Origin of the sequence: Pseudozobellia sp. WGM2, from assembly GCF_017810075.1 — a bacterium.
In the GTDB taxonomy this organism is placed as follows: domain Bacteria; phylum Bacteroidota; class Bacteroidia; order Flavobacteriales; family Flavobacteriaceae; genus JADNYK01.
This window is the reverse complement of the sequence record NZ_JADNYK010000005.1, coordinates 49,555-72,233: the sequence shown is the minus strand read 5'-3', so window position 1 is coordinate 72,233 and position 22,679 is coordinate 49,555. Positions and strand designations below refer to the sequence as shown.

The following is a 22,679-nucleotide window of genomic DNA, read 5'->3' as shown; positions in this document are numbered from 1 at the left end:
TCATCGACGCTTTTTTAATTTAAGCCTTAAAAATTAAATGTTTGCTCCATCATAACATCCCATTGCCCATTGCAGGCATTACCCTTATCTTATACGAACAAGTCACAACTTAATCCCTAAAGCCTCAAACTATGATAAAACAAAGACCCAAAATCCTATTTTTTGATGTAAACGAGACTCTCTTAGACCTCACTCCTTTAAAAAAGAAGGTTGCAGAGTCTTTGGGCGGAAGAGAGGACTTATTAGCACTTTGGTTCACTACTATGCTCCAGTACTCCTTGGTCACTTCCGCAAGCGGAAAATATGAACATTTTGCACATATTGGTGCTGCTACCCTTCAAATGGTGGCTGCCAATAATGATATTTCACTATCGGAAGAAAAGGCACGAAAAGTTGTAAGGTCTTCATTAAGAGCTCTACCACCTCATCCAGAGGTGAAAGAATCACTTGAAGCCTTAAAGAATGCAGGGTATACTCTGGTTTCTTTCACCAATGGTTCAAACGATGGGGTCAAAGCTCAATTTGAGTTTGCCGGTCTCACCGACTATTTCGACAAGAGACTTAGTGTTGAAGATGCGGGAAAATTTAAACCTTTCAACGAATCTTATGTATGGGCCGCCAATAAAATGAAAGCACGACCAGAAGATTGTATGATGATAGCTGCACATGGTTGGGACGTTGCCGGGGCCCTATGGTCAGGTTGGCGTGCCGCTTTTATCAAGCGCCCGGGCCAACAGCTATTTCCTTTGGCACCTAAAACCGAAATCGCAGAAGATAATCTACGGAAAGTCGCTGATATTCTACTTCAGTATCAATAGCTTTGATTGGTCAGTTCTTCTACTACATTCGCTCGGGCACACCTATACCCAGTAATCTAAATGACGATTCTATCACCTCACTTACTTTTTTGGCCAATTGAACCCGTAATGCCTTTTTAGCGGCATCGGTTTCCCCCAAAATAGATACCTGTTGGTAGAAAGAGTTAAATTCTTTAACCAGATCATAGGTGTAATTGGCAATCAATGCCGGACTATAATTAGCGGCAGCCAATTGTATCGTTTCCGGAAAAAGCTGCAACTGCTTGATTAGCTCTTTTTCCTTTGGATCTAACTGTTCGATGTTATTAGAGCCACCCTCAAAAGCATTCGTTTCAACAGCTTTTCTTAGAATAGATTGAATTCTGGCGAAAGTATATTGAATAAAAGGCCCTGTGTTCCCTTGAAAATCAACCGATTCTTCGGGGTCAAAGAGAATCCTCTTTTTTGGGTCTACCTTCAAAATATAATATTTCAACGCCCCTAGACCGATCATTTTATAAAGCTCTTGTTTTTGAGCCTCTGAATACTCTTCCAATTTCCCCAATTCTTCGGAAATATCGGCAGCGGTTTGCGCCATTTCTTTCATCAGGTCATCGGCATCGACTACGGTGCCCTCTCTACTTTTCATCTTTCCGCTAGGCAAATCGACCATACCATAACTAAGGTGATGAAGGTTTTCAGACCATGAAAAACCAAGTTTTTTAAGAATCAAAAACAAAACCTTAAAGTGGTAATCTTGCTCGTTACCGACCGTATAGACCATTCCTTCAACATCAGGATGGTCTTTTACACGCTGTATGGCCGTACCAATATCTTGGGTCATATAAACGGCAGTTCCGTCGGAACGGAGCACGATTTTTTCATCAAGACCCTCATCGGTCAAGTCAATCCAAACGCTACCATCATCCTTTCTGTAGAAAACATCTTTTTCAAGCCCTTGGGCGACCACATCCTTTCCTAATAAATAGGTATCACTTTCATAATACAGTTTATCGAAATCGACTCCTAAATTGGCATAAGTTTCTTCAAATCCCTCGTAAACCCAACCGTTCATTTCTTTCCATAGCGAAACGACTTCATCATCACCAGCCTCCCATTTTTGCAACATCTCTTGGGCTTCCAGCAAAATTGGAGCTTCCTTTTCGGCTACTTTTTTATCGGTTCCGCTAGCTACCAGCTCTGAAACTTGTTTTTTATAGGCTTTATCGAACGCTACGTAATAATTACCTACGAGTTTATCGCCTTTTAAGCCCGTACTTTCGGGTGTCTCGCCATTTCCGAAACGTTTCCAGGCCAACATACTCTTACAAATATGAATACCACGGTCATTAATTATTTGCGTTTTATAAACTTTCTTGCCCGAAGCCTTCAAAATTTCAGCAACGGAATAACCCAATAAATTATTTCTAATATGGCCTAGGTGCAGCGGCTTGTTAGTATTTGGCGAAGAATATTCGACCATTACGGCTTCGTCATCTTTTTGGGCCTCAAAACCGTAATCAGCTACATCTTTTATTTCTTTAAAGAAGTTGACGTAAAACGCATCGCCTATAACAATATTCAAAAACCCCTTAATCACATTAAAGCCTGAGACCGCTTCGACCTCTTTCTCTAAATAAGCTCCTATTTGTTCTCCAATTTGCACCGGATTTCCCTTGATGAAACGAAGCATCGGGAATACTACAATGGTAATATCACCTTCGAAGTCTTTACGTGTCGGCTGAAATTCTACTTGAGGTAGCTCTATAGAAAAGAGTTCGGTTGCAGCTTCTTTTACCTTGGCTTCTAAAATAGTCTCGAGTCCCATGTATTCTTCAAGTTATAAGGCTGCAAAACTAATCATTTTTTACGCTTTTCTTATGTTGATGCGTTCATATTAGTTCGCAAACCGCCATTGAGCTCTTTTGCTTTTGACTAACTTTATGAAAAATATGTTCGTTGATTTTTTAATTAAAATCGCTCATGCACTAAGCTGTTAACTATGCTTTTTAATGTTTCTTACAGCAACAAAGAAATCACCCGAAAAATAGATGAAGCGGTCGGCAAGCCCTTCATGCTTAAAATACGATGGGCTATGGGCGGTATCGGCTCGCCCAGATTGTTTATTACCGAAACCAGTTTAGAAATAAGCAACCTACTCATTCTTGATAATAATCGTAATCAATGTAATATAGAAATGCGCCCTAAGGGCATTATTGTGCGTTTCCGGTCATTACTTGAAACCTATGCGCTTGTTATACCCTACTACAAACTCAATATCTATAAAGGCGATTTGGGCATATATTCGATTTACCGAGATCATTATTTCATAAAAATGAAGGCTGACACCAAGGCGATTCAAAAATTCTTCAAAAAGCTCTTAGGCTACAAGGCCGATAATATGCCCACGTCTATAGAAGACCTTTAAAATAATGTACATCGAATGAAGATATTACTTACAGGGGCGAATGGCTATATCGGAATGCGTTTGCTTCCCCAATTGTTAGAGGATGGCCATCAAGTTCTCTGTACTGTTCGCGATGAGGGCCGTTTTTCGATTACGAAAGAAATGCGGTCTCAAATAGAGGTTGTGGAAATTGATTTTCTGAAGGAAGTCGAACCAGACAAGATTCCTAAAGACATTGATGCCGCATACTTTCTAATACATTCGATGAGTGCCTCTACCGACGCCTTCGATGAACTGGAAGCAAAAACCGCTCGGAATTTTAACACCTATATGGGCCAAACCAAAGTAAACCAGGTTATATACCTCAGTGGAATCGTCAATGAAGAGCAGCTTTCAAAACACTTACAATCAAGAAAAAACGTTGAGAACATTTTATATGAAGGCCCCTTTAAACTCACCGTATTAAGGGCAGGTATCATAGTCGGTTCAGGAAGTTCCAGTTTCGAAATTATTCGTGATCTGTGCGAAAAATTACCTGTTATGATTACGCCCAAATGGGTATTGACCAAAACACAGCCCATTGCCATTCGAGACATCATTACTTTTCTAACCGGTGTTTTGGGGAACAAAGACACCTATGAAGATTCTTTTGACATAGCCGGACCCGATGTGCTAAGCTATAAAGAAATGCTTGAAAAGTATGCTGAAGCCCGAGGGTTCAAAAATTGGATTTTTACCGTGCCCGTGATGACACCTAAACTATCGAGCTATTGGCTATATTTCGTAACCTCTACCTCGTACAAATTGGCCATGAACCTCGTCGACAGTATGAAAATAGAGGTAATCGCTAAAGACAAAAGACTTCAAGAAATTCTGAATATTCAGCCACATACCTATAGCGAAGCCATTGATATGGCCTTCAAAAAAATAGAACAAAATTTGGTCATAAGCAGTTGGAAAGATAGCATGATCAGTGGCCGTTTTAAAAAAGACCTTGAAAAATACATTCAGGTGCCTAAATATGGAGTTTTAACCGACCACCAAAAAATTAAGGTTGAAGACCCCACAGGAGTACTAGAGAACATCTGGAGAATCGGCGGCGAAACAGGGTGGTATTACGGTAATTGGCTCTGGAAAATACGGGGATTTTTAGACAAGCTCTCCGGAGGTGTGGGATTACGACGTGGAAGAACGCACCCCAACAAACTTTTTGCCGGTGATTCGCTTGATTTTTGGCGTGTTCTATTAGCCGATAAAGAGGCTAAACGCCTATTACTCTTTGCAGAAATGAAATTACCTGGCGAGGCATGGTTAGAATTTAAAATTGATGATGACCAAATTCTACATCAAACTGCCACATTTCGACCAAGGGGCCTAAAGGGACGTTTATATTGGTACAGTATTGTTCCTTTTCATTATTTTATCTTCGGTGGTATGATTCGCAATATTGCACGAAGTACATAAAATCGATTCTAGTAAAAGGTTCAAATACCAAAAATGAAAATATTCAAAAACCCTTTACTAGCCCTTTCCATTGGTTTTATTTTTCTGTTTACGCTTTGGGTATTTTTAGCGACCGAAAGCAGTTATGAAGCCATAGAAATCGCTTCCATTTGGGTACGTAACTATTTTGGATATTTCTATCTTTATCTAGGCCTCGGCTGCGTACTTTTATTATTGGGCATAGCATTTTCTCCCCTCGGTAAAATAAAATTAGGAAAGAAAAATTCAAGACCCGAGCACAGCCTTTGGGCCTGGACGGCCATGCTCTATAGTGCCGGTATGGGGGCTGGCATACTTCTGCGAGCGGTTCAAGAACCCGTCTTCATGCAGCAGAATCCACCTTACCCTTCTAAACTTTCACCAGAAACCCTGGCTCTCGAATTTACTTTTTATCAGTGGGGCTTTACTGCTTGGGCCTTTTACGGGCTATTTGCCATGGTAGTCGGTTACGCCCTCTTTGTACGAAAGAAAAGAGTATTGGTTAGCTCTACAATCGAAGATAACATCAAAAGCCCTACGGCTCTAATTGGTATAGATGTCATGACAGTAATTACTACTGTGTTCGGCCTGATTGCCGCAATCGGCCTGGGCACGACGCAAATCAACGGAGGGCTGAATCATGTTTTTAAGACCGATTTGGGGTTGATTTCAACCTTGTTGTTGACCACATTAGTTTCCGCAATTGCCTTCGTTTCAGCTTGGCAGGGAGTCAATAAGGGTATAAAAGTCATCTCTAAACTCAATATTTTAATTACTGTAGCCATATTGCTGTTCATATTTATAAATAGTGATACCAGTGCCATTTTACTCGCATTTCTAACGGCGACATGGCAGTACCTAATTGACTTTATACCTATGAGTTTAGCCTGGGAAAGGTACGACCCCAGTATTGCTTTTTTAACAGATTGGACCTTTTATTACTGGGCTTTCTGGTTGGCCTGGGCTCCATTTACAGGAATCTTTATAGCGCGAATTTCGAAAGGTAGAACCTTAAGACAGTTATTATTAGGTGTTTTGATCATACCATCTCTGGGAACCTTCTTTTGGTTCTCGGTTTTCGGTGAATCATCATTTCAAATCATCGAATCTATGGAAACCTATGACGAGAGGTTTGCCAATGTATTCACTTCAATATTTGTATTCTTTGAAAATTATCCTATGGCCACGGTACTCAACTTTACGACCCTTTTTTTACTGATCAGTTTTTTGGTCACTTCGGTAGATTCTGCAGTTTTTGTACTCAGCATGTTTACCGATCGGGGCAAAAAGAACCCAAGCAAGAAGTACAGACTTATCTGGTCGGTCTTTATTCTAATGGCCACTATCGCCCTTCTTCTTTTGGGTAGCGCCAAACCCGATATCGATGTGCTCACCGCAGTTCAAAAACTGCTGGTAATTACCTCGTTGCCCTTTGCTCTTTTTATGGTGTTCATGGCATTTTCTTTTTTGATGGGAATTAAAAGCAGGAATAAGGCATAGTTTACATACCCAGGTAGGCGATTTCAATATTTATTCCAACATCTCAAATGTGTTGAATGACACAAAACACAATCTTAGACCATGTATTCTAAAAGTGTAAGATTTTATTTTTTACCGGTATAATTACATCAAATACTTATTTCTTATATTTAGTTGAGATAAAGTAATCTTCCCCGCCTAGTTTCACAATCGGAATAAGTTATAGTAAGTGAAAAATGCAGATGTAAAAATTTCTAGGATAAGTCAAAAAATATCATCTATATCAGATGGGGAATATTACTCCGTTTGCTGGATCAAAGATGGTGTAAGTTCCATAGAAATCAATCAAACAAAATTTATAGACATTTCGAATTCCATTTTCTTCTTGCAACCCAACTATAATTGGACCATAACTAATCGATGTGTCGAGAGTTCTTCTGGCTATGTTCTTTATTTGCCAAAATCAATTCTTGAAAACCCTACCTTTAAAAATCTACATATAACCGAAGTGCGACTCTTTGGCGACAGCGAAATACCGAAGATTACCTTGGCCCCGGGTATTGAAAAACGAGTTCAATCTATAGTTGAAATGATAGACGAACTGGTCAGCACCAATTTGAAAAATCGAGAAGAAGCTATATTGGCGCTGTTACATACTTTTTTTGTTTACTGTGATGGTAAGTGCAATATTAAAACCACCATTACCGATAACAATTCAAAGTCGGCGTTGGTTTACAAATTCAAAAGACTCATTGACGAGCGTATCTGTAGCCATCACAGAATAAGTGATTATGCCGACATGCTTCATATCTCCGATAAATATTTGAATGAATGTGTTAAGGATGTACTCGGGGTAAATGCCAAACATCTTATAGATGAACAATTGATAATGCGCTCTAGACATCAATTAAAATTCTCTGATTTGGTCATAAAGGAAATCGCATTTAAGCTAGGTTTCTCCTCTCCTGACTACTTTAGCTCTTTTGTGAAAAAACATACAGGTATAACACCTACACAGTTAAGAAGGGAGTAACCGTTCGGAAATTCTAGGGTATTACCGTATTTCTCAAAACATTGCAATATCGTTCTATCCATATCTTGCCCTAGAACATTAAAATTTACAAAATGGATAGAAAGAAATTTATTCGCACCACGAGCTTAGGCCTTGGGCTAACCCTTGTACCTGGTTTCGGCTCATGTCAAAACTTAACTGAAAATCTGAATGCCCACACCGACCTGAGTTCTAAGATAATTAGAGATCAGGAGGGAGAATTGCTCAATGTTATCGGAGATATACAAACCCATAAACTAGCAGGAAGCGATACTGGAAACCAAATTGTTGAGTGGGTCGACGATGTCGAACCCGGAGTTGGTATTCCACCGCATGTTCATACGAAAGAGGACGAAATTTTTAGGGTAATTAAAGGGGAAGTTGAAATCATGGTAGATGGCAAAACAACTATTCTGAAAGCAGGTGATATTGCTTTTGCTCCAAAAAACTTGCCTCATTCATGGATGGTGGTCGGTAGTGAAAAAGCTAAAATGATTACCAGTGCATTTCCAGCAGGTATCGAAAAAATGTTTCAAGAACTTTCCGACTTACCTGAAGGACCCCCTGATTTTGCCAAAGTCGCCGAAATATGCGCAAGCCATGGGGTCAACTTTGTCTAAAGCATGCTTTTCTAACTGACCTACTACTTCCCCCGTTAATAAATTATAATAACTCATCAACAATCGTTTTGACCTTCATCGAGTAAACTTTTACTTTTACGTTTACGATGAAACAATATCACGATTTACTTCAACATGTGCTCGAAAGTGGTAACCAAAAAGGTGACCGTACGGGTACCGGTACCAAAAGTGTTTTTGGCTACCAGATGCGCTTTGACCTCAGCAAGGGTTTCCCCATGGTCACCACGAAAAAATTGCATCTAAAATCTATTATTTACGAACTTTTATGGTTTTTGAAAGGCGATACCAATATAGGCTACCTTCAAGAGAATGGTGTTCGTATCTGGAACGAGTGGGCAGATGATAATGGCGACCTCGGCCCAGTGTATGGTCACCAATGGCGTAACTGGAACGACGATGAAATCGACCAAATAAAAGAGGTTATCCATTCTTTAAAAACCAATCCGAACAGTAGAAGAATGTTGGTGTCTGCTTGGAACCCTAGCGTGTTACCGGATACTTCAAAATCTTTCTCAGAAAATGTTGCCAATGGTAAAGCGGCCTTACCCCCTTGCCATACCTTTTTCCAATTTTATGTTGCAGACGGTAAGCTTTCGTGCCAATTGTACCAAAGAAGCGCCGACATTTTTTTAGGCGTGCCCTTTAACATAGCCTCCTATGCACTTTTCACTATGATGATGGCGCAAGTTTGCGGTTATGAGGCCGGTGATTTCGTTCATACTTTTGGAGATGCCCATATCTACAACAATCATATGGAGCAGGTAGAACTGCAATTAAGCAGAGAGCCGAGGCCTTTACCAAAAATGATTCTTAATCCTGAGATTAAAGATATATTCGACTTTAAATTTGAAGACTTTACATTGGTCGACTACAATCCGCACCCCCATATAAAGGGTATTGTAGCGGTCTAGAACAATAATCCCAAGACAAAAAAAATACGGATATAGCTAAAATCGATGCTATATCCGGATTTTATTTATTGTTCTGAAAACTTTAAAAACATTACGTTCAAATCTTCTTGATTCAATTCTCCATTGGCTACTACAATACGATGTTTGAAGGTGGTACTATCACCTTTATCCAACTTAAAATTCAAGCTTTCGGCACCCTCACTGAACACTTCTTGCCCTAAAGGGTTGGCAGCAAAAAGACCGTAACCCCTAGAGTGCCAATACGTAGGGTATCCCACATTTGATTTGTGGTCGATAATAGCTAAGGCTATTTTTTCGTCTTCAATATTCGAGAAAAGATTTACCCAATTCGAACGTTTGCCCCAAGTATCCAACCCTTCAATACCATCGGCATTTACGTATTTACCATTAACACCTTCGTTATTGAGTTTTTCCACGGGTGTAGGGTTTCCGTTGGCATCTGTGAAAATAGATGGTTTATCTGAAGGCAGCTCTAAAGCTCTAGTTACTCGTATACCCAACATACCCTCTTTATTATCTTTGAACAAGACATCTTCAGAAGCTGCCGTAAGTGTCGTAATTCTATCAATAGTGTATACCGAATCTTTTCCTTTAAAGACAAAAGTGGTATTTTCTTTGAGTAAAATTTTCCCATCAGGTGCTTCCCAATCCATTGTAACCTTTAGGCTAGCTTGGTCATCACCATCTTCTGTGGCCTCAATACTCTTATGAACTATGGTGCCATACTTAGCACGATCTTCAACCTTTATCGAGTCGGAGTTATTCCAAAAATCAAGTCCGTTCACTTCACCGTAATTGAACCAGACCCCAACATGATGCGGGTGGTCTACCCGCTCGCCCGTTGAAGGTTCTAATGGGAACTTACGGGTAATTTTGGTACCCGCAGGTGTTACTAAAGGATAGAGCACCGGTTTTTTAATATTCTCAGGATATCGGTATGCGGTGAACAACTTGCCATCGATCATAACCTCAACCATTTTATCGGCTTCATTCTTTACCAGTTTAATTCTTTTATCGGCATCTTCTGACATAGCTGTCGTTTCATCTTTTTTGGGTTCCTCTTTACAGGAAATTAAACATATAGCAAAGCATAATGTAATCGTTTGCACAACAGTGCGAAATTTTAGAGAACCTGAAATCATTTCTATATATAGTTTGTAGTTGATTATTGTTAACAACATTAGTTGAGACTGGCAATTTTTATATTCCGGAAGCTTGTGGTCATATCACGTCCTGGGTGTAATTGCAAACCTATTGGGCCTTCTTCGGGCACATCTGAAGCCTCGTAGGTAACCACTTCTTGATTATTTAGCCAGACCGTGTATACATTATCGACCACTTTGATTTTAATCGTGTTCCACTCGTTCGGTTTTAATATATCGGCCACACCCTCAGCTTCTACAGGATAGCCTTTGCCGACAATATATGGTGAACCTGTCATATCTCGTTTTAAAGAGCCGGAAATACCCATCTGAATCTGCTGCGCTTCCTCTCTTAAGAAAATTCCTGTATCAACGGTACCTTCGCCATAAAGAAAATCAGTTTCCACTACGAAATCGTTATAGTTTTTATCGGTCCATAAAATAGAGCCCGTTTTTTCAGGGTCACTTTTGGCAAACAGCACGCCGTCATTGACAGACCACCAAATATTATTTTCAGGCTCGACCCAACCTTTTAAATTTTTACCATTGAAGGCTTTTTTAAGTTTGACCTCTTGTGCATAGGTATATTGCGACGCACTCAAAATCAGTGCCAGCAACAACCAAATCTTTCTTTTCATCTTTTAAGTTTTAGTGTTGATTATGCCATGAAAATAGACAATTATTTGTTATTCTTAATCACACGCCCCTATTATTTGCGTTAACCTAAAGATTATATGCGATAATTTTGAAAACATCATATTACGTATCTTTAAAAGGTAATTAAATCGCAGATGATACTTACCGATACACTCTTAGATTTTTTTCTGGAGACCCGACAACATACAGAGCATATTTGCCAACCTTTAGAGATTGAAGACTATGTGGTTCAACCCATTGTCGATGTTTCTCCTCCGAAATGGCATTTGGGTCATTCGACCTGGTTTTTCGAAGAATTTATACTGAAACCTCATGCAGAGAATTACAGATTATTCTCAGACGACTTCGCTTTCGTATTCAATAGCTATTATGAGACCGTAGGCAAACGAGTAATACGTTCAGACCGAGGTAATCTATCGAGACCCTCGGTAGAGAAAGTTTATGAATACCGGTCATATGTTACCGATGCGATTAATAGATTATTTGCTGACGGACAGAATCGACATCTGAATGATTTACTTGAGATCGGAATACACCATGAAAAGCAACATCAAGAGTTATTGATTACCGACATCAAGTATATTTTGGGTAATAACCCGTTATTGCCTATTTATTCAGAAAATTTCGAGGAACATGTGGTTGAAAATCACGAGCAAGATTGGATACCGGTGGTCGAGGGTATCTATGAAATCGGGCATGATTCGGAAGATTTCTGTTACGATAATGAACTAGGCAGACATAAGGTCTATCTTCAACCTTTTGAAATTTCAAATAAATTAGTGACCAATGCTGAGTTTATAGCCTTTATTTCAGCAGGTGGATATAATAACTTTCAACTTTGGCATGCCGAAGGTTGGGATTGGGTCAATCAAAATAATATCAAATCACCGCTATATTGGCATAATATTGATGGTGAATGGTTCTACTATACCCTGAACGGATTACAAAAGGTGAACCCCGAAGCCCCAGTAACACATATCTCTTACTATGAAGCTTTTGCCTATGCCCAATGGAAAGGTTATAGATTGCCTACCGAATTTGAATGGGAAACGGCTCAGAAATACTTCCCTTGGGGAAAGAGATGGGAATGGACAGAAAGCGCCTACCTACCTTACCCCAACTATCAAAAAGCAGAGGGAGCACTTGGTGAATACAACGGTAAATTCATGGTCAATCAAAAAGTACTTCGTGGCGCTTCGGTAGCTACATCTAAAAAACATACAAGACATACCTATCGCAATTTTTTCCAACCTTCTTTAAGGTGGCAATTTACAGGCTTTCGCTTGGCACATTAGACTGTGTGTTTTATTTGCTCAACTCGACTATATTATCATGCAAGAAACTATCACCCCTACTATTGAAACACAATTTGAAAAAGAGATACGCCAAGGCCTAACTGATTTTCCGAAACATTTATCGTCAAAGTATTTTTATGATGAAAAGGGAGATGCCCTTTTTCAGGCCATCATGAAGATGCCAGAATACTACCTTACCGATTGTGAGTTTGATATTCTCACCCAATACCAATCTGAAATCGGCACACTTTTTTCTTCTGATAACAAACCTTTCAAGCTTATCGAGCTGGGTGCGGGTGATGGGAAAAAGACCAAAATTCTTTTAAAATACTTTTCTGATCAAAATTATAAATTTAAGTACCAACCTATCGATATTAGTCAAAGTGTACTAAACGGACTGAAAAAATCATTATCGGAAGAACTTCCCCAGATTAACACAGTACCTAAACAAGGTACCTATTTCGAGGCCTTGAAGGAAATAAACGATGAAAATGGAACTCGAAAAGTCATACTTTTTTTGGGTTCGAATATTGGTAATCTTCTACATAAACAGGCTATTGAGTTTCTTAAAAGTGTGCAAGAGTTGATGCACAAAAATGATTTTTTATTTTTAGGATGCGATTTAAAAAAGAATCCGCAGACCATTTTAGATGCATATAACGACAAAGCCGGCATTACCGCCAAGTTCAATAAAAATATTCTTGCTAGAATAAATTCTGAGCTTGATGCCAACTTCGATTTAGGTGCATTCAGACACTGGGAAGTCTACGACCCTGAAACTGGTACCGCCAAGAGCTTTTTGGTCTCTGAGATTGCCCAAACAGTAAGAATTGAAAAACTTAATCTTGAAATATCATTTTCCCCTTGGGAAACGATACATACAGAAATATCACAGAAATACGATGATGCGACCGTCAAATGGTTGGCCGAACAATCAGGTTTCGAGATTTACGAACAATATGCGGACAAAAACAACTATTACAAAAACTATGTACTACGTACCGCCCGTTAAAGCGGGTAAGTTTCAAATACTTTTAACGACATAACTCTTATGGTAAATTAAACAACCGGAAAATGAAAGCTATTTGGAACGATACTGTAATCGCGGAGAGCGATGATACATTAGTAATTGAGAACAATCACTATTTTCCTGCTGAAAGTATAGATAAGCAATATTTTAAAGAAAGTACCAGTCATACGACCTGCCCGTGGAAAGGTGTAGCTTCGTATTATACCATAGAGATCAACGGAAAAATAAACAAAGATGCAGCATGGTACTACCCCGAAGTAAGTGAGCTTGCCAAAGACATTAAAGGCAGGGTTGCCTTTTGGAAAGGGGTGAAAATTGAGCCATAAAGCTCCTACTAACGAACAGTAGAAGCTGCTAGATAATTTAAATAATACAAAATAAAAGCCGGTAACGTTTTCAAAACGAAGCCGGCTTTCATATTTCTAAGCTTTTGACTAGCTATTAAAGCTCAAGAAGCGCATTTTCACCTCCGGCATAATCGTTCCACTTATAACCATCGGCCTCCGTTTCATTAACATAGTTGCCATCGATGATATACTTGAACTCATAAGAAGATTCTTTGGGTAATTCTAAAGTACCTTTAAAGCTACCATTCTTCAATTTTTTCAATGAGCTAGCTTTGTTCGCCTTCCAATTGTTGAAATCTCCAACAACAGCAACTTTTGCAGCTTCTTCTGCAGGTACTGTGAAGGTTACTTTACATACTGGCCTTGTCTTTAAATATTGTTTTGAAATTGCCATATTTAATTATTTTAATTATTGATAGATTTTCACTGTTACGTTTGCGCAAAACTAACGTATTAATAACCTCATTTACAATGATCAAGGTATTTTTATCATTTTCGCAATTATAAGATAACATTTAATTATCTCATGTAAAAAAAACCCATGGTATTTTTTGTTTATACAAGTTAAGTAGCTGAACTTAAAATTTTTACCAGCTTATCAATTTCCGCTTCAGTATTGTAAAAATGAAAACTAAAACGAATTCCTGCTCCACGTTGAGAGCAAAGCACTCCTTGTTCCGTAAGTTTTTGATAAAGAGCATCATCCCCTTTTATATTAAAAATGGTGCTGTGGTCATTTCTCTCCACTGTCGCTTTGTCCAAAAGATGTAAATCTGTAAATGCTTTTTTAGCTTTTTTAGATAAATGCTGCAAGTGATTTTCGATTTCGGCCATGCCTAACCCTTCTAAATATTCTAAAGAAAATTTAAGGCTTCCGAAGTTCAGTGTATCTAAATGACCAGGTTCGAAATGTTTATTGAATGGTATGTTATCTCTACTTTGAAGATTATGGTTTGATGCGTTAAAGCCTACCGTGTTCAAATTAAATCTATCTTTCACTTCATTTTTAAATAGCATAAAACCATTACCATATCCGGAGAGCAACCACTTATAGGCACTTGACCCTAGTATGTCTATAGGAGATTCTTCAAAATTGAAATCGACGGTACCGCAGAATTGTGTACCATCGGCTATAATTATCAATTCAGGATACTCCTTCTTTATATCTCTTAAGAAATTAAAATCTATTTTGATACCGGTCGCCCACTGCACCAAACTCAAAGCCAAAATTGAAATATTATCGGTTTTGAGCTTTTCATAAATATTCTGCTCTAAATTTTCATCTAGCGCCGCGTATGAAATATGGTGTTTACGACATTCAAAAGGCCAATTGACCGATGGGTAATCATTCTCGACCAAAAGAACATTTTGATTTTCTTCAAGTCCTTCTAACATCATATTCAAGCCCAAGCTGAAATTCTGCACCAATGCGGTATTGTCTTCGGCACACTTGAAGAATTTAGCAACGGTAGCTCTAACCTGGGGTAACAATTCTTGCACAGACTTAATTTTCATTAGGCTGCCCCCAATTAAGTAATCTAGGTCATGCTCTTGACGCCATGTCATCAACTGTTCACTCAAAAGACCAGTAGAGGCCGTATTGGCATAAAGGTATTGGCTCAGTACGGGAAAATGTTTTCGTGTGTTTTCCATAGTTCTATTCGGTAAATGGCAATTGACGTATCTTTGTTACAAGCACCTTTTCAAAGATAGCCATTCACATGTTTGCAAAGAATAAAAATAAATCGGAGGTCGAACTGGAACAGCATGTTCTGCTCGAGAATGCACAAACTAGAATTAAACAGAAAAAACGGCTTTACGCTCACTTTGTGATCTTTCTTATAGGTAGTGTTTTTTTGATTTTCATCAATAAAATACTCAACTATTGGGCAACTTACGATTGGTTCATTTGGGCCATTACTTTTTGGGGGTTTCTTTTTGCCATTCATGTATTCAATGTCTTTATAACCCAAAAGTTCATGGGCGCCCAATGGGAACGCAGTCAGCGTGAGAAACTAGTGGCCAAACAGAAGAGGCGTATCGCAGAACTGCAAAAAGAAATAGAAACGGATTTCCCATTATCTAAGGTGAACAAAAAAGAGATCGAACCTTAATCGTTACAAAAAATTGGTCTATTTTTTGTTCTCAGATATATCAACTTAAAAACAGTATTAGTAGTGAATACCATTTGTATGATAGCTGCCGCAGCCGAAGATAATGCATTAGGCAAAGACAACGACTTGCTTTGGCACCTACCCGACGATTTTAAACGTTTTAAAAAGCTGACAACGGGCCATCCGATGATTATGGGAAGAAAAACCTATGAAAGCTTCCCCAAACCGTTGCCGAACCGGAAGCATATTGTAATCACAAGAGATACATCATACACTATTGCCCATGAAAATTGTGTAGTGGTTCATTCGATGGAAGAGGCCTTAGGGCTAACTCAAGACCATTCGTTAACTTATATTATCGGCGGAGGTGAAATTTATAATATCGGAGAATCTTTTTCCAACAAAATAGAGCTTACCCGGATTCATGGAACCTTTGAGGAAGCCGATACTTTTTTTCCTGAGTTGAATACTGCGGATTGGGAATTGGTACAAGAGGAATTTCACCCTGAGGATGAGCGACATAAATATGCCTTCACTTACTTAACTTACCAGAGAAAATAAGTGGTCAGAAACTTTTCGTTTCTACTGAAAAATCAACTCCGACATCTTTTAGGAAACTTTTCATGATTTGCGAATCACCATTGGTGTAAAATTGATGCTTACCTGGCAAATTCGAGGTATTAAGCATATCATTTTTTTGCAGTATGGCTTTGGTCTGACGTGCAACCGCCTGCCCTGAATCAATTATTTGTACCGTATCGGGTAGCATTTTTTTTAATACTGGAATCAAGTACGGATAATGCGTACAGCCTAAAACCAAATAATCGATACCTTGATCCAGCATGGGCCTTAGATATTGTCGCAAAAGAACCTCAACCTCCTCAGAACCTGTTTTACCCTGTTCGATCAGAGGCACAAGACCGGTACCTTCTCGTTCAATAATTGTAATACCCCGAGCGTGATTTTCAGATGTGCTATGAAACAACTTACTGGTCAACGTACCTTTGGTAGCCAATACCCCCACAGTTTTTGAACGTGATTGTAACGCCGCAGGTTTAATGGCCGGCTCTATGCCAATAAAAGGAACTTCAAAATTTGCCCTTAAAAAATCAATAGCATTGGTAGTCGCAGTATTACAGGCTACCACGATAATTTTACACCCCTTTTCTAGAAGCACTTGGGTATTCTTAATACTTAATTGAAGTATTTCCTTTTCGGATTTCTCACCGTAGGGAGCATTCTTGCTATCGGCCAGGTATATTGTATTCTCGTTAGGCATAAGTTGATGAATTTCCTTCCAAATTGAAGTTCCTCCAACGCCTGAATCAAAAATACCTACCGGACTGCCTTTCATATTTATAAGTTAATCAATAGCCTGCGAAACTGGAGTTCCAGTAGCGCCGTTCGGAAAAGATATACCCAACAAAACGGCCAAAGTCGGTGCGATATCGGCGATTTCAGTTCTTTCAACAGTACTACCCTTTTTCACCCCTTTACCGTACAATAGAAAAGGTACATGTGTGTCATAAATTTGTGGCGATCCGTGGGTAGAGCCCGTTTTAGAATAGCTAATGGTACCGGGCTTCAAAACAACCAGAACATCACCGGAGCGTTTTTGATTATACCCGTTCTGTAAAATATAGGGAATGCCATGTGTATAATTGTTCTGCCACATTTGATAGGCGGTATAGGTACGATCTACACCCGTATAATTCATTAATTCTTTGGCTATGGTTTCTTGAACTTCTTGCGTATTCAGCTCAAGGTTTTTTATGACATCGTGATTTAGAAAGTATTGATAATTAGAAAATTCTTTAATAATCTCTGTTGTACCAAATGTAAACTCCAAGAACTGATTGAACTCGGTATCCATTTCATTCCACTCAAGATACTCCGCTGGTATCTTCTGGTCTTTTAAGTACGCTGGCACTTCAATCGCTGCATGGTCTGCAGTCAAAAAGACGGTGTACTCATTTTTTCCTACTTTATTATCCAGCTCTTTGAACAATCGGGCCAAATCTTCATCTAACCGTAAATATGTATCTTGAACTTCCTTAGAGTTTACTCCGTATTTATGACCTACATAATCGGTGCTTGAATAACTCACCGCCAAGAAATCGGTAATTGCATCGGCCCCCAGGTTTTCATTATCTACTGCTTCGATTGCAAAATCGGTAGTTAGACTGTTACCGAAAGGTGTCGCTTTTAAAAGATTATATCCTCCATTTTCGTCCCAGAGTTTAGGCAGGTCATGTGGAAATACCGGAGAAGTTTCGCCTTCAAAAAGTCCTTCATAATTATTATTGTCTGTGCCACTCTCTACATAGTCTTTCATCTTTTTGAGCGTATCCCATGGCTTTTTATATTTCGCCAATTTATTCGACGAGTTTAAATCTTGCACCCATTTTGGTAGCTGATCCATATAATACGAACTTGTAATCCATTTTCCGGCATCGAACCAATATGCTGCATTAGCTGTATGCCCGCCCGGCAAAACCGCCCCTCTATCTTTTAAGGCGATTGCGATGGTCTTGCCCCGCATCTGTGTATGCAAACGTAATTCATCTGTAATTGTGGTAACGGTCATTCGGTGCGGCGACATTTGCCCGGCATCGGTTGACGTGCCTACAGAAGTGTATGAATCATCAGAAGCACAGTAAACACTTGCGTCAGATACTTTATCATACCAATTGTTACCGATAATTCCGTGAGTTGCAGGTGTTGTGCCCGTATAGACCGAAGCATGACCGGGCCCTGTACTCGTGGGTGCATAATTGTAATGATTGTTTTTGCAATTAAAACCTTCTTCGACCAATCGCTTAAAACCATCATTGCCATAATGATTCCAAAAACGGGTAAGGTAGTCATAACGCATTTGGTCTACCACAATACCTACCACTAACTTCGGGGCCGTTTTTAAAGGTGCGGTCTCCATTTTATCCTTACGTTGAGCGGAACTCTCAAAAGTTGAAAAAATAAAACAAAATGCTAATGAAAATAGGGTGAAATAGGTCTTGGTCATAGTTTGATTTTAATAGGGGCAAAAGTAAATAAATTCCTCCTTTAAACTTTAAATAGAAGTTAAATCAATTCCTTATTGTTATTTTTACCTTCAGAAACGATTTTGTGTCTATGAACTACGTTGCATCGATTGGCAGCTATGCCATAATGATAAAAGAGGTCTTCAAAAAGCCCACAAAATGGCGTATCATGAAATCGCTGATTCTGAAAGAGATAGATGAGTTGATTTTCGGCTCTTTAGGTATCATCATATTTATCTCTTTTTTTATTGGAGCTGTTGTTGCCATTCAGACCGCGGTGAACCTTACCAGTGAAATTATTCCCAAGAATTTGGTGGGTTTTGCCACAAGACAATCGATTATTCTAGAATTTGCACCCACATTCTGCTCGATTATAATGGCCGGCAAAGTAGGTTCTTACATTACATCGAGTATCGGCACTATGCGAGTTACCGAACAAATCGATGCCCTTGAAGTTATGGGGGTCAATGCTCTTAATTATCTTGTTTTTCCAAAAATTGTGGCGTTGTTGCTTTACCCTTTCATTATCGTAGTTTCTATGTTCGTAGGTATATTTGGCGGTTGGTTGGCAGCCACTTATGGTGGCCATACCACAAGTGCCGATTTTGTAGAGGGTATTACGCTTGATTTTATACCGTTTCATGTTACATATGCATTTATAAAAACTCTTGTATTTTCGTTTATTCTAGCCACCATACCTTCTTTTCATGGGTTTTACATGAAAGGTGGCGCATTAGATGTGGGTAAGGCCAGCACTACATCTTTCGTGTGGACCAGTATTGTAATCGTTCTTATTAACGGTCTATTGACACAACTCTTATTAGTAACATGATAGAAGTAAACGATATACATAAATCATTTGGAGAAGCCCACGTGCTAAAGGGTCTTTCAACTACTTTTAGCAAGGGAAAGACCAACTTGATTATCGGGCAGAGCGGATCCGGGAAAACAGTATTCTTAAAATGCCTGTTGGGACTCTTTACCCCTGAGGAAGGCACGATCAGTTACGACGGAAAGGCCTATTCAAACTTATCGCCCGACGAAAGGCGTAATTTACGGCAAGAAATGGGTATGGTGTTTCAAGGAAGCGCCCTGTTCGATTCTATGACCGTTGAGGGAAACGTTAGGTTTCCTCTAGAAATGTTTACCAAACAAGCTAAATCTGAAATGCAAGATCGCGTTGATTTTGTTTTAAAAAGGGTGAATTTGGTAGAAGCCCATCATAAATTTCCATCAGAGATTTCCGGGGGTATGCAAAAGCGGGTCGCTATAGCAAGGGCTATAGTTATGAACCCCAAATACCTTTTCTGCGACGAGCCCAACTCTGGCCTCGATCCAAAAACAGCGATTCTCATCGACAACCTTATTCAAGAGATTACTGAAGAGTATGACATTACCACGGTCATCAATACCCACGATATGAACTCGGTAATGGAAATCGGGAAAAAAATAATTTTCTTGAAAGATGGTCTAAAAGCTTGGGAAGGCACCAATAAAGAAATCTTTAAGACCGATAACGAAGCTGTTACCGACTTTGTCTATTCTTCAGATTTATTTAAAAAGGTGCGACAGATGTATATCGAAGAGCGTAATTAAATCGATTTCTTTATCTTACCGTTTACCTTAATCGAACAGTAGTATCTTTTAGCCTCACTTTTAACCACTGTAAAATCTTTTTATTTTCCTCGGCTCTTTTCGCTGAAGAAATATCATTTTTCCATGTAGGCTCGAAGATAGAAAGTGTATCGATTTTATTGAAATCGGTCCGCACTGCTTTACTGTATTCAAGTGAAACCAGATTCTCGTAACTAGCTCTGGCCTCTGCACTAATATCTAAAAAAGGTATCTGCTTGATTTCAGAACGTTTTAATCGACCAACTTCTGCTTCAAGCAAAGCAATGCGCTCATCTTTGCTAGAAATTTGGTTCTTCTGAGATTCGTACAATTCGTTGATATAGCGTAGTTGATCAACTTGTTCATTTTGCCCGCCTTGAATAATATGCAGTTCTGTATTGCTCAGTCGACCATAATCATCATCTTCTTTTAACATGATGTTCCATGAATTTATCACATTATCCGGTATGACTTCGTTACCCATACAGACAATCTCGATCAATGGTTTATTACCCTCATCATACTCGATATTCGTGAAATTATCTAAAAAACGGCCACCACTTGAGAACTGATATTTACCGATTGTAGCATTTACAAATTCATTCGCCTGTTTTTTGAACATTGACTCTTGAAAAACATTATAAAAAGTATATCCTGCGGGAATCATTACCAAGAGTGCCACTATTGATGCTATTCGAGCAATACGTCTTCTTTTAGCGGAATTGGCATAACGCACCATTGGAAACTTCAGCAACTTAATGGTCAAAAATGTTGCCAAGGCAATAAATATCGTATTGATAATAAAAAGGTACATGGCCCCGAACGCATAACCGAAATTACCTATAGCAATACCAAAACCCACGGTACATAGAGGTGGCATTAATGCTGTCGCTATCGCCACACCAAATATAACACTGGCTATCGTTCCCTTTTTTGCCCGAGCGATAACCAATGCCAAACCACCAAAAAATGCAATTAAAACGTCTCGAATATCCGGTGCTGTTCGCGCCAAAAGCTCGGAAGACTCATCTTGAATGGGAAAAAACTCAAAAAACAAATAGGCGGTTAGTACACTCAAAACCACCATCACCCCAAAATTCTTTATCGAACGTCGAAGCGTATCGATATCATTTATGGCCAACGACATACCCAAACCAAGAATCGGCCCCATTAATGGTGATATTAACATCGCACCGATAACCACCGCCGTCGAATTGGCATTGAGACCAATCGAGGCAATGAAAATCGAGCAAATCAAAATCCATGAGGTGTGGCCCTTAAAAGGAATATCGGCGATAATAGCTTCTTTAGTCGCTTCTTGATCGGTGTTGGTACGTATATCCAACAACTCACGGGTAAATTTCCGCAAGCTTTCCCAAAGTCCTTTAGCATCTTTTCTAACCGCTTCCTTACTCTCCTTAGGTTCCTCAGTAGGCGTTATGTTATCTTGATTCAGATTTTCCTTCATATTACGCGTATGTATCGCCGAACTTATCTTTTACCTTTCCTAAAACCTTTTTGATATCTTGTTCTTTTGACTTTGGATAAATGAGCAGCACCTCCTCTTTATCAACAATGATATAATCTTTCAATCCATCGACCACCACCACTTTATCTTTGGGTGAGCGAATCATATTACCGGACGCATCTTCCGATAAGACCTGACTATTGACAATTGCATTGTTCGAATCGTCTTTATCTAGTTTATCGTATAGCGACCCCCATGTACCCAAATCGTTCCAATCGAAAGTAGCGGGCAGAACGTAAATCGATTTTGAATTTTCCAAAATGGCATAATCTATGGAAATATTTTCCGCTTTCGGATAGTTCTCTCTTATAAACTCAGTTTCTTCGCCCGTGTTGTAACAAGACATACCCGACTCAAAAAGGGAATGTTGTTCGGGCTGGTAATTTTTAAAGGCATTTACGATAGTTTTTACACTCCACATAAATATACCGGCATTCCAAAGAAAGTTGCCTTGGGCCAAAAACTCTTTGGCGGTTTCATAATCAGGCTTCTCCCTAAACTGATCCACTTTTTTCAATCCCTCTCCACTATTCTTATCAAATTCTATATATCCGAATCCGGTGTTGGGGAATGAGGGTTTAATACCTAAAGTACAAAGCACTTCTTCTTGCTCACACTTTCTAAAACATTGGGTCACATCTTCGGCAAAAGCGTCTTCATCTTCAATCCAATGATCGCTTGGTGCCACGATCATCACGCCATCAGGATTCATTTTTTGAATTTTCATGGCAGCATACAAAATACATGGTGCAGTATTGCGCATAGCAGGCTCTAAAACCACTTGACTCTGCTCGACCATAGGCAACTGCTCTAACACCAAATCATTATACCGTTCATTGGTAAGAATTAAAATATTCTCTGTCGGTACGAACTTATTCAGTCGCTTAAAAGTCTTTTGGATCAAGGTATCGCCTGTACCCAACATATCATGAAATTGCTTAGGGTATGAAGAAGTACTTATTGGCCAGAACCGAGATCCAACACCACCGGCCATTAAAACCGCATAATAATTTTTGTTCATTTTAATTTAATTTTGGGTCACATTCGAATCACTTGCGCACCCTGTTATAATTTACACTCAACTTTAATAATTTGTTACACCACGGCTCACCTATTTCTATT

General features: G+C 39.2%; 23 protein-coding genes. 14 read left to right on the top strand and 9 right to left on the bottom strand.

The features are described from left to right. Positions 1–131: 131 nt before the first annotated feature. Entirely contained in the window at positions 132–818 is a 687-nt protein-coding gene (locus tag IV512_RS12985) for a haloacid dehalogenase type II (protein WP_209404031.1), read from the top strand. Positions 819–840: 22 nt separating this feature from the next. On the opposite strand, the gene argS is transcribed toward IV512_RS12985, so the two are convergent. After that, the gene (gene argS, locus IV512_RS12980; RefSeq protein ID WP_209404029.1) at positions 841–2,625 is read right to left on the bottom strand and encodes an arginine--tRNA ligase; all 1,785 of its coding nucleotides are present in this window, start codon (positions 2,623–2,625) and stop codon (positions 841–843) included. Between the two features lie 174 nt (positions 2,626–2,799). On the opposite strand from argS, the gene IV512_RS12975 reads away from it, so the two are divergent. The 6 genes from IV512_RS12975 (at position 2,800) to IV512_RS12950 (ending at position 8,768) form a co-directional block, all read left to right on the top strand. Continuing rightward, on the top strand, positions 2,800–3,225 hold the full coding sequence (locus IV512_RS12975) for a hypothetical protein (RefSeq protein ID WP_209404027.1): 426 nt from the start codon (positions 2,800–2,802) through the stop codon (positions 3,223–3,225). 15 nt (positions 3,226–3,240) lie between these two features. After that, complete coding sequence (locus tag IV512_RS12970; protein WP_209404025.1) at positions 3,241–4,668, top strand: SDR family oxidoreductase; 1,428 nt, start codon at positions 3,241–3,243, stop codon at positions 4,666–4,668. Between the two features lie 33 nt (positions 4,669–4,701). Beyond that, complete coding sequence (locus IV512_RS12965) at positions 4,702–6,186, top strand: BCCT family transporter (RefSeq protein ID WP_209404023.1); 1,485 nt, start codon at positions 4,702–4,704, stop codon at positions 6,184–6,186. A gap of 208 nt (positions 6,187–6,394) precedes the next feature. Continuing rightward, positions 6,395–7,198, top strand: a complete 804-nt coding sequence (locus IV512_RS20055; RefSeq protein ID WP_209404021.1) for a helix-turn-helix domain-containing protein — start codon at positions 6,395–6,397, stop codon at positions 7,196–7,198. A 92-nt stretch (positions 7,199–7,290) separates the two neighbouring features. After that, positions 7,291–7,836: a cupin domain-containing protein gene (locus tag IV512_RS12955; RefSeq protein ID WP_209404019.1), complete on the top strand. Its 546-nt coding sequence runs from the start codon at positions 7,291–7,293 to the stop codon at positions 7,834–7,836. 107 nt (positions 7,837–7,943) lie between these two features. Continuing rightward, complete coding sequence (locus IV512_RS12950) at positions 7,944–8,768, top strand: thymidylate synthase (RefSeq protein ID WP_209404017.1); 825 nt, start codon at positions 7,944–7,946, stop codon at positions 8,766–8,768. Between the two features lie 65 nt (positions 8,769–8,833). Here the strand turns inward: IV512_RS12950 and IV512_RS12945 are convergent, their stop codons facing one another. Then, complete coding sequence (locus tag IV512_RS12945) at positions 8,834–9,820, bottom strand: PmoA family protein (RefSeq protein WP_209404015.1); 987 nt, start codon at positions 9,818–9,820, stop codon at positions 8,834–8,836. Positions 9,821–9,969: 149 nt separating this feature from the next. Continuing rightward, positions 9,970–10,569: a DUF1080 domain-containing protein gene (locus tag IV512_RS12940; protein WP_209404013.1), complete on the bottom strand. Its 600-nt coding sequence runs from the start codon at positions 10,567–10,569 to the stop codon at positions 9,970–9,972. A 153-nt stretch (positions 10,570–10,722) separates the two neighbouring features. Between IV512_RS12940 and egtB the strand changes: the two genes are divergently transcribed. The 3 genes from egtB to IV512_RS12925 all read left to right on the top strand — a co-directional run bounded on the left by egtB (position 10,723) and on the right by IV512_RS12925 (position 13,239). Beyond that, complete coding sequence (gene egtB, locus IV512_RS12935; protein WP_209404011.1) at positions 10,723–11,883, top strand: ergothioneine biosynthesis protein EgtB; 1,161 nt, start codon at positions 10,723–10,725, stop codon at positions 11,881–11,883. A 37-nt stretch (positions 11,884–11,920) separates the two neighbouring features. Further along, entirely contained in the window at positions 11,921–12,895 is a 975-nt protein-coding gene (egtD, locus tag IV512_RS12930; RefSeq protein ID WP_209404009.1) for an L-histidine N(alpha)-methyltransferase, read from the top strand. Between the two features lie 62 nt (positions 12,896–12,957). Then, on the top strand, positions 12,958–13,239 hold the full coding sequence (locus tag IV512_RS12925) for a DUF427 domain-containing protein (RefSeq protein ID WP_100869464.1): 282 nt from the start codon (positions 12,958–12,960) through the stop codon (positions 13,237–13,239). Positions 13,240–13,354: 115 nt separating this feature from the next. Here the strand turns inward: IV512_RS12925 and IV512_RS12920 are convergent, their stop codons facing one another. Together IV512_RS12920 and IV512_RS12915 are read right to left on the bottom strand one after the other, a co-directional pair. Next, entirely contained in the window at positions 13,355–13,654 is a 300-nt protein-coding gene (locus tag IV512_RS12920) for an isoamylase early set domain-containing protein (RefSeq protein WP_209404007.1), read from the bottom strand. 170 nt (positions 13,655–13,824) lie between these two features. Continuing rightward, positions 13,825–14,913: an aminotransferase class V-fold PLP-dependent enzyme gene (locus IV512_RS12915; protein ID WP_209404005.1), complete on the bottom strand. Its 1,089-nt coding sequence runs from the start codon at positions 14,911–14,913 to the stop codon at positions 13,825–13,827. A gap of 68 nt (positions 14,914–14,981) precedes the next feature. On the opposite strand from IV512_RS12915, the gene IV512_RS12910 reads away from it, so the two are divergent. After that, positions 14,982–15,374, top strand: a complete 393-nt coding sequence (locus tag IV512_RS12910) for a 2TM domain-containing protein (RefSeq protein ID WP_209404003.1) — start codon at positions 14,982–14,984, stop codon at positions 15,372–15,374. Between the two features lie 78 nt (positions 15,375–15,452). After that, positions 15,453–15,935: a dihydrofolate reductase gene (locus IV512_RS12905; RefSeq protein ID WP_209404001.1), complete on the top strand. Its 483-nt coding sequence runs from the start codon at positions 15,453–15,455 to the stop codon at positions 15,933–15,935. Positions 15,936–15,939: 4 nt separating this feature from the next. Here IV512_RS12905 and murI read toward each other — a convergent pair whose 3' ends face one another. Together murI and pafA are read right to left on the bottom strand one after the other, a co-directional pair. Next, the gene (gene murI, locus IV512_RS12900; protein WP_209403999.1) at positions 15,940–16,728 is read right to left on the bottom strand and encodes a glutamate racemase; all 789 of its coding nucleotides are present in this window, start codon (positions 16,726–16,728) and stop codon (positions 15,940–15,942) included. A gap of 9 nt (positions 16,729–16,737) precedes the next feature. Next, a complete protein-coding gene (pafA, locus tag IV512_RS12895; RefSeq protein WP_209403997.1) occupies positions 16,738–18,396 on the bottom strand; it encodes an alkaline phosphatase PafA in 1,659 nt (552 codons plus the stop codon). Between the two features lie 110 nt (positions 18,397–18,506). On the opposite strand from pafA, the gene IV512_RS12890 reads away from it, so the two are divergent. Both IV512_RS12890 and IV512_RS12885 read left to right on the top strand, forming a co-directional pair. Continuing rightward, complete coding sequence (locus IV512_RS12890; protein WP_100869471.1) at positions 18,507–19,247, top strand: ABC transporter permease; 741 nt, start codon at positions 18,507–18,509, stop codon at positions 19,245–19,247. Then, positions 19,244–20,011 (top strand): ABC transporter ATP-binding protein, encoded by a 768-nt coding sequence (locus IV512_RS12885; RefSeq protein WP_100869472.1) that lies wholly within the window; start codon positions 19,244–19,246, stop codon positions 20,009–20,011. The genes IV512_RS12890 and IV512_RS12885 overlap by 4 nt, the downstream gene beginning before the upstream one ends. 22 nt (positions 20,012–20,033) lie before the next feature. Here the strand turns inward: IV512_RS12885 and IV512_RS12880 are convergent, their stop codons facing one another. Continuing rightward, positions 20,034–21,497 carry a DUF389 domain-containing protein gene (locus IV512_RS12880; RefSeq protein ID WP_209403995.1) on the bottom strand — a complete coding sequence of 488 codons (1,464 nt, stop codon included), beginning with the start codon at positions 21,495–21,497 and terminating at the stop codon, positions 20,034–20,036. A gap of 1 nt (position 21,498) precedes the next feature. Continuing rightward, the gene (locus IV512_RS12875) at positions 21,499–22,578 is read right to left on the bottom strand and encodes a mannose-1-phosphate guanylyltransferase (RefSeq protein ID WP_209403993.1); all 1,080 of its coding nucleotides are present in this window, start codon (positions 22,576–22,578) and stop codon (positions 21,499–21,501) included. Positions 22,579–22,679 lie beyond the last annotated feature (101 nt).

What these genes read in the sequence shown, in the direction of transcription:
- pafA (WP_209403997.1), bottom strand. Translation starts at nt 18,396, where the DNA reads ATGACCAAGACCTATTTCACCCTATTTTCATTAGCATTTTGTTTTATT.
- IV512_RS12885 (WP_100869472.1), top strand. Translation starts at nt 19,244, where the DNA reads ATGATAGAAGTAAACGATATACATAAATCATTTGGAGAAGCCCACGTG.
- egtD (WP_209404009.1), top strand. Translation starts at nt 11,921, where the DNA reads ATGCAAGAAACTATCACCCCTACTATTGAAACACAATTTGAAAAAGAG.
- IV512_RS12985 (WP_209404031.1), top strand. Translation starts at nt 132, where the DNA reads ATGATAAAACAAAGACCCAAAATCCTATTTTTTGATGTAAACGAGACT.
- IV512_RS12975 (WP_209404027.1), top strand. Translation starts at nt 2,800, where the DNA reads ATGCTTTTTAATGTTTCTTACAGCAACAAAGAAATCACCCGAAAAATA.
- IV512_RS12950 (WP_209404017.1), top strand. Translation starts at nt 7,944, where the DNA reads ATGAAACAATATCACGATTTACTTCAACATGTGCTCGAAAGTGGTAAC.
- IV512_RS12915 (WP_209404005.1), bottom strand. Translation starts at nt 14,913, where the DNA reads ATGGAAAACACACGAAAACATTTTCCCGTACTGAGCCAATACCTTTAT.
- egtB (WP_209404011.1), top strand. Translation starts at nt 10,723, where the DNA reads ATGATACTTACCGATACACTCTTAGATTTTTTTCTGGAGACCCGACAA.
- IV512_RS12940 (WP_209404013.1), bottom strand. Translation starts at nt 10,569, where the DNA reads ATGAAAAGAAAGATTTGGTTGTTGCTGGCACTGATTTTGAGTGCGTCG.
- IV512_RS12945 (WP_209404015.1), bottom strand. Translation starts at nt 9,820, where the DNA reads ATGTCAGAAGATGCCGATAAAAGAATTAAACTGGTAAAGAATGAAGCC.
- IV512_RS12920 (WP_209404007.1), bottom strand. Translation starts at nt 13,654, where the DNA reads ATGGCAATTTCAAAACAATATTTAAAGACAAGGCCAGTATGTAAAGTA.
- murI (WP_209403999.1), bottom strand. Translation starts at nt 16,728, where the DNA reads ATGAAAGGCAGTCCGGTAGGTATTTTTGATTCAGGCGTTGGAGGAACT.
- IV512_RS12880 (WP_209403995.1), bottom strand. Translation starts at nt 21,497, where the DNA reads ATGAAGGAAAATCTGAATCAAGATAACATAACGCCTACTGAGGAACCT.
- IV512_RS12955 (WP_209404019.1), top strand. Translation starts at nt 7,291, where the DNA reads ATGGATAGAAAGAAATTTATTCGCACCACGAGCTTAGGCCTTGGGCTA.
- IV512_RS12890 (WP_100869471.1), top strand. Translation starts at nt 18,507, where the DNA reads ATGAACTACGTTGCATCGATTGGCAGCTATGCCATAATGATAAAAGAG.
- IV512_RS12905 (WP_209404001.1), top strand. Translation starts at nt 15,453, where the DNA reads ATGATAGCTGCCGCAGCCGAAGATAATGCATTAGGCAAAGACAACGAC.
- IV512_RS12965 (WP_209404023.1), top strand. Translation starts at nt 4,702, where the DNA reads ATGAAAATATTCAAAAACCCTTTACTAGCCCTTTCCATTGGTTTTATT.
- IV512_RS12970 (WP_209404025.1), top strand. Translation starts at nt 3,241, where the DNA reads ATGAAGATATTACTTACAGGGGCGAATGGCTATATCGGAATGCGTTTG.
- argS (WP_209404029.1), bottom strand. Translation starts at nt 2,625, where the DNA reads ATGGGACTCGAGACTATTTTAGAAGCCAAGGTAAAAGAAGCTGCAACC.
- IV512_RS12910 (WP_209404003.1), top strand. Translation starts at nt 14,982, where the DNA reads ATGTTTGCAAAGAATAAAAATAAATCGGAGGTCGAACTGGAACAGCAT.
- IV512_RS12875 (WP_209403993.1), bottom strand. Translation starts at nt 22,578, where the DNA reads ATGAACAAAAATTATTATGCGGTTTTAATGGCCGGTGGTGTTGGATCT.
- IV512_RS12925 (WP_100869464.1), top strand. Translation starts at nt 12,958, where the DNA reads ATGAAAGCTATTTGGAACGATACTGTAATCGCGGAGAGCGATGATACA.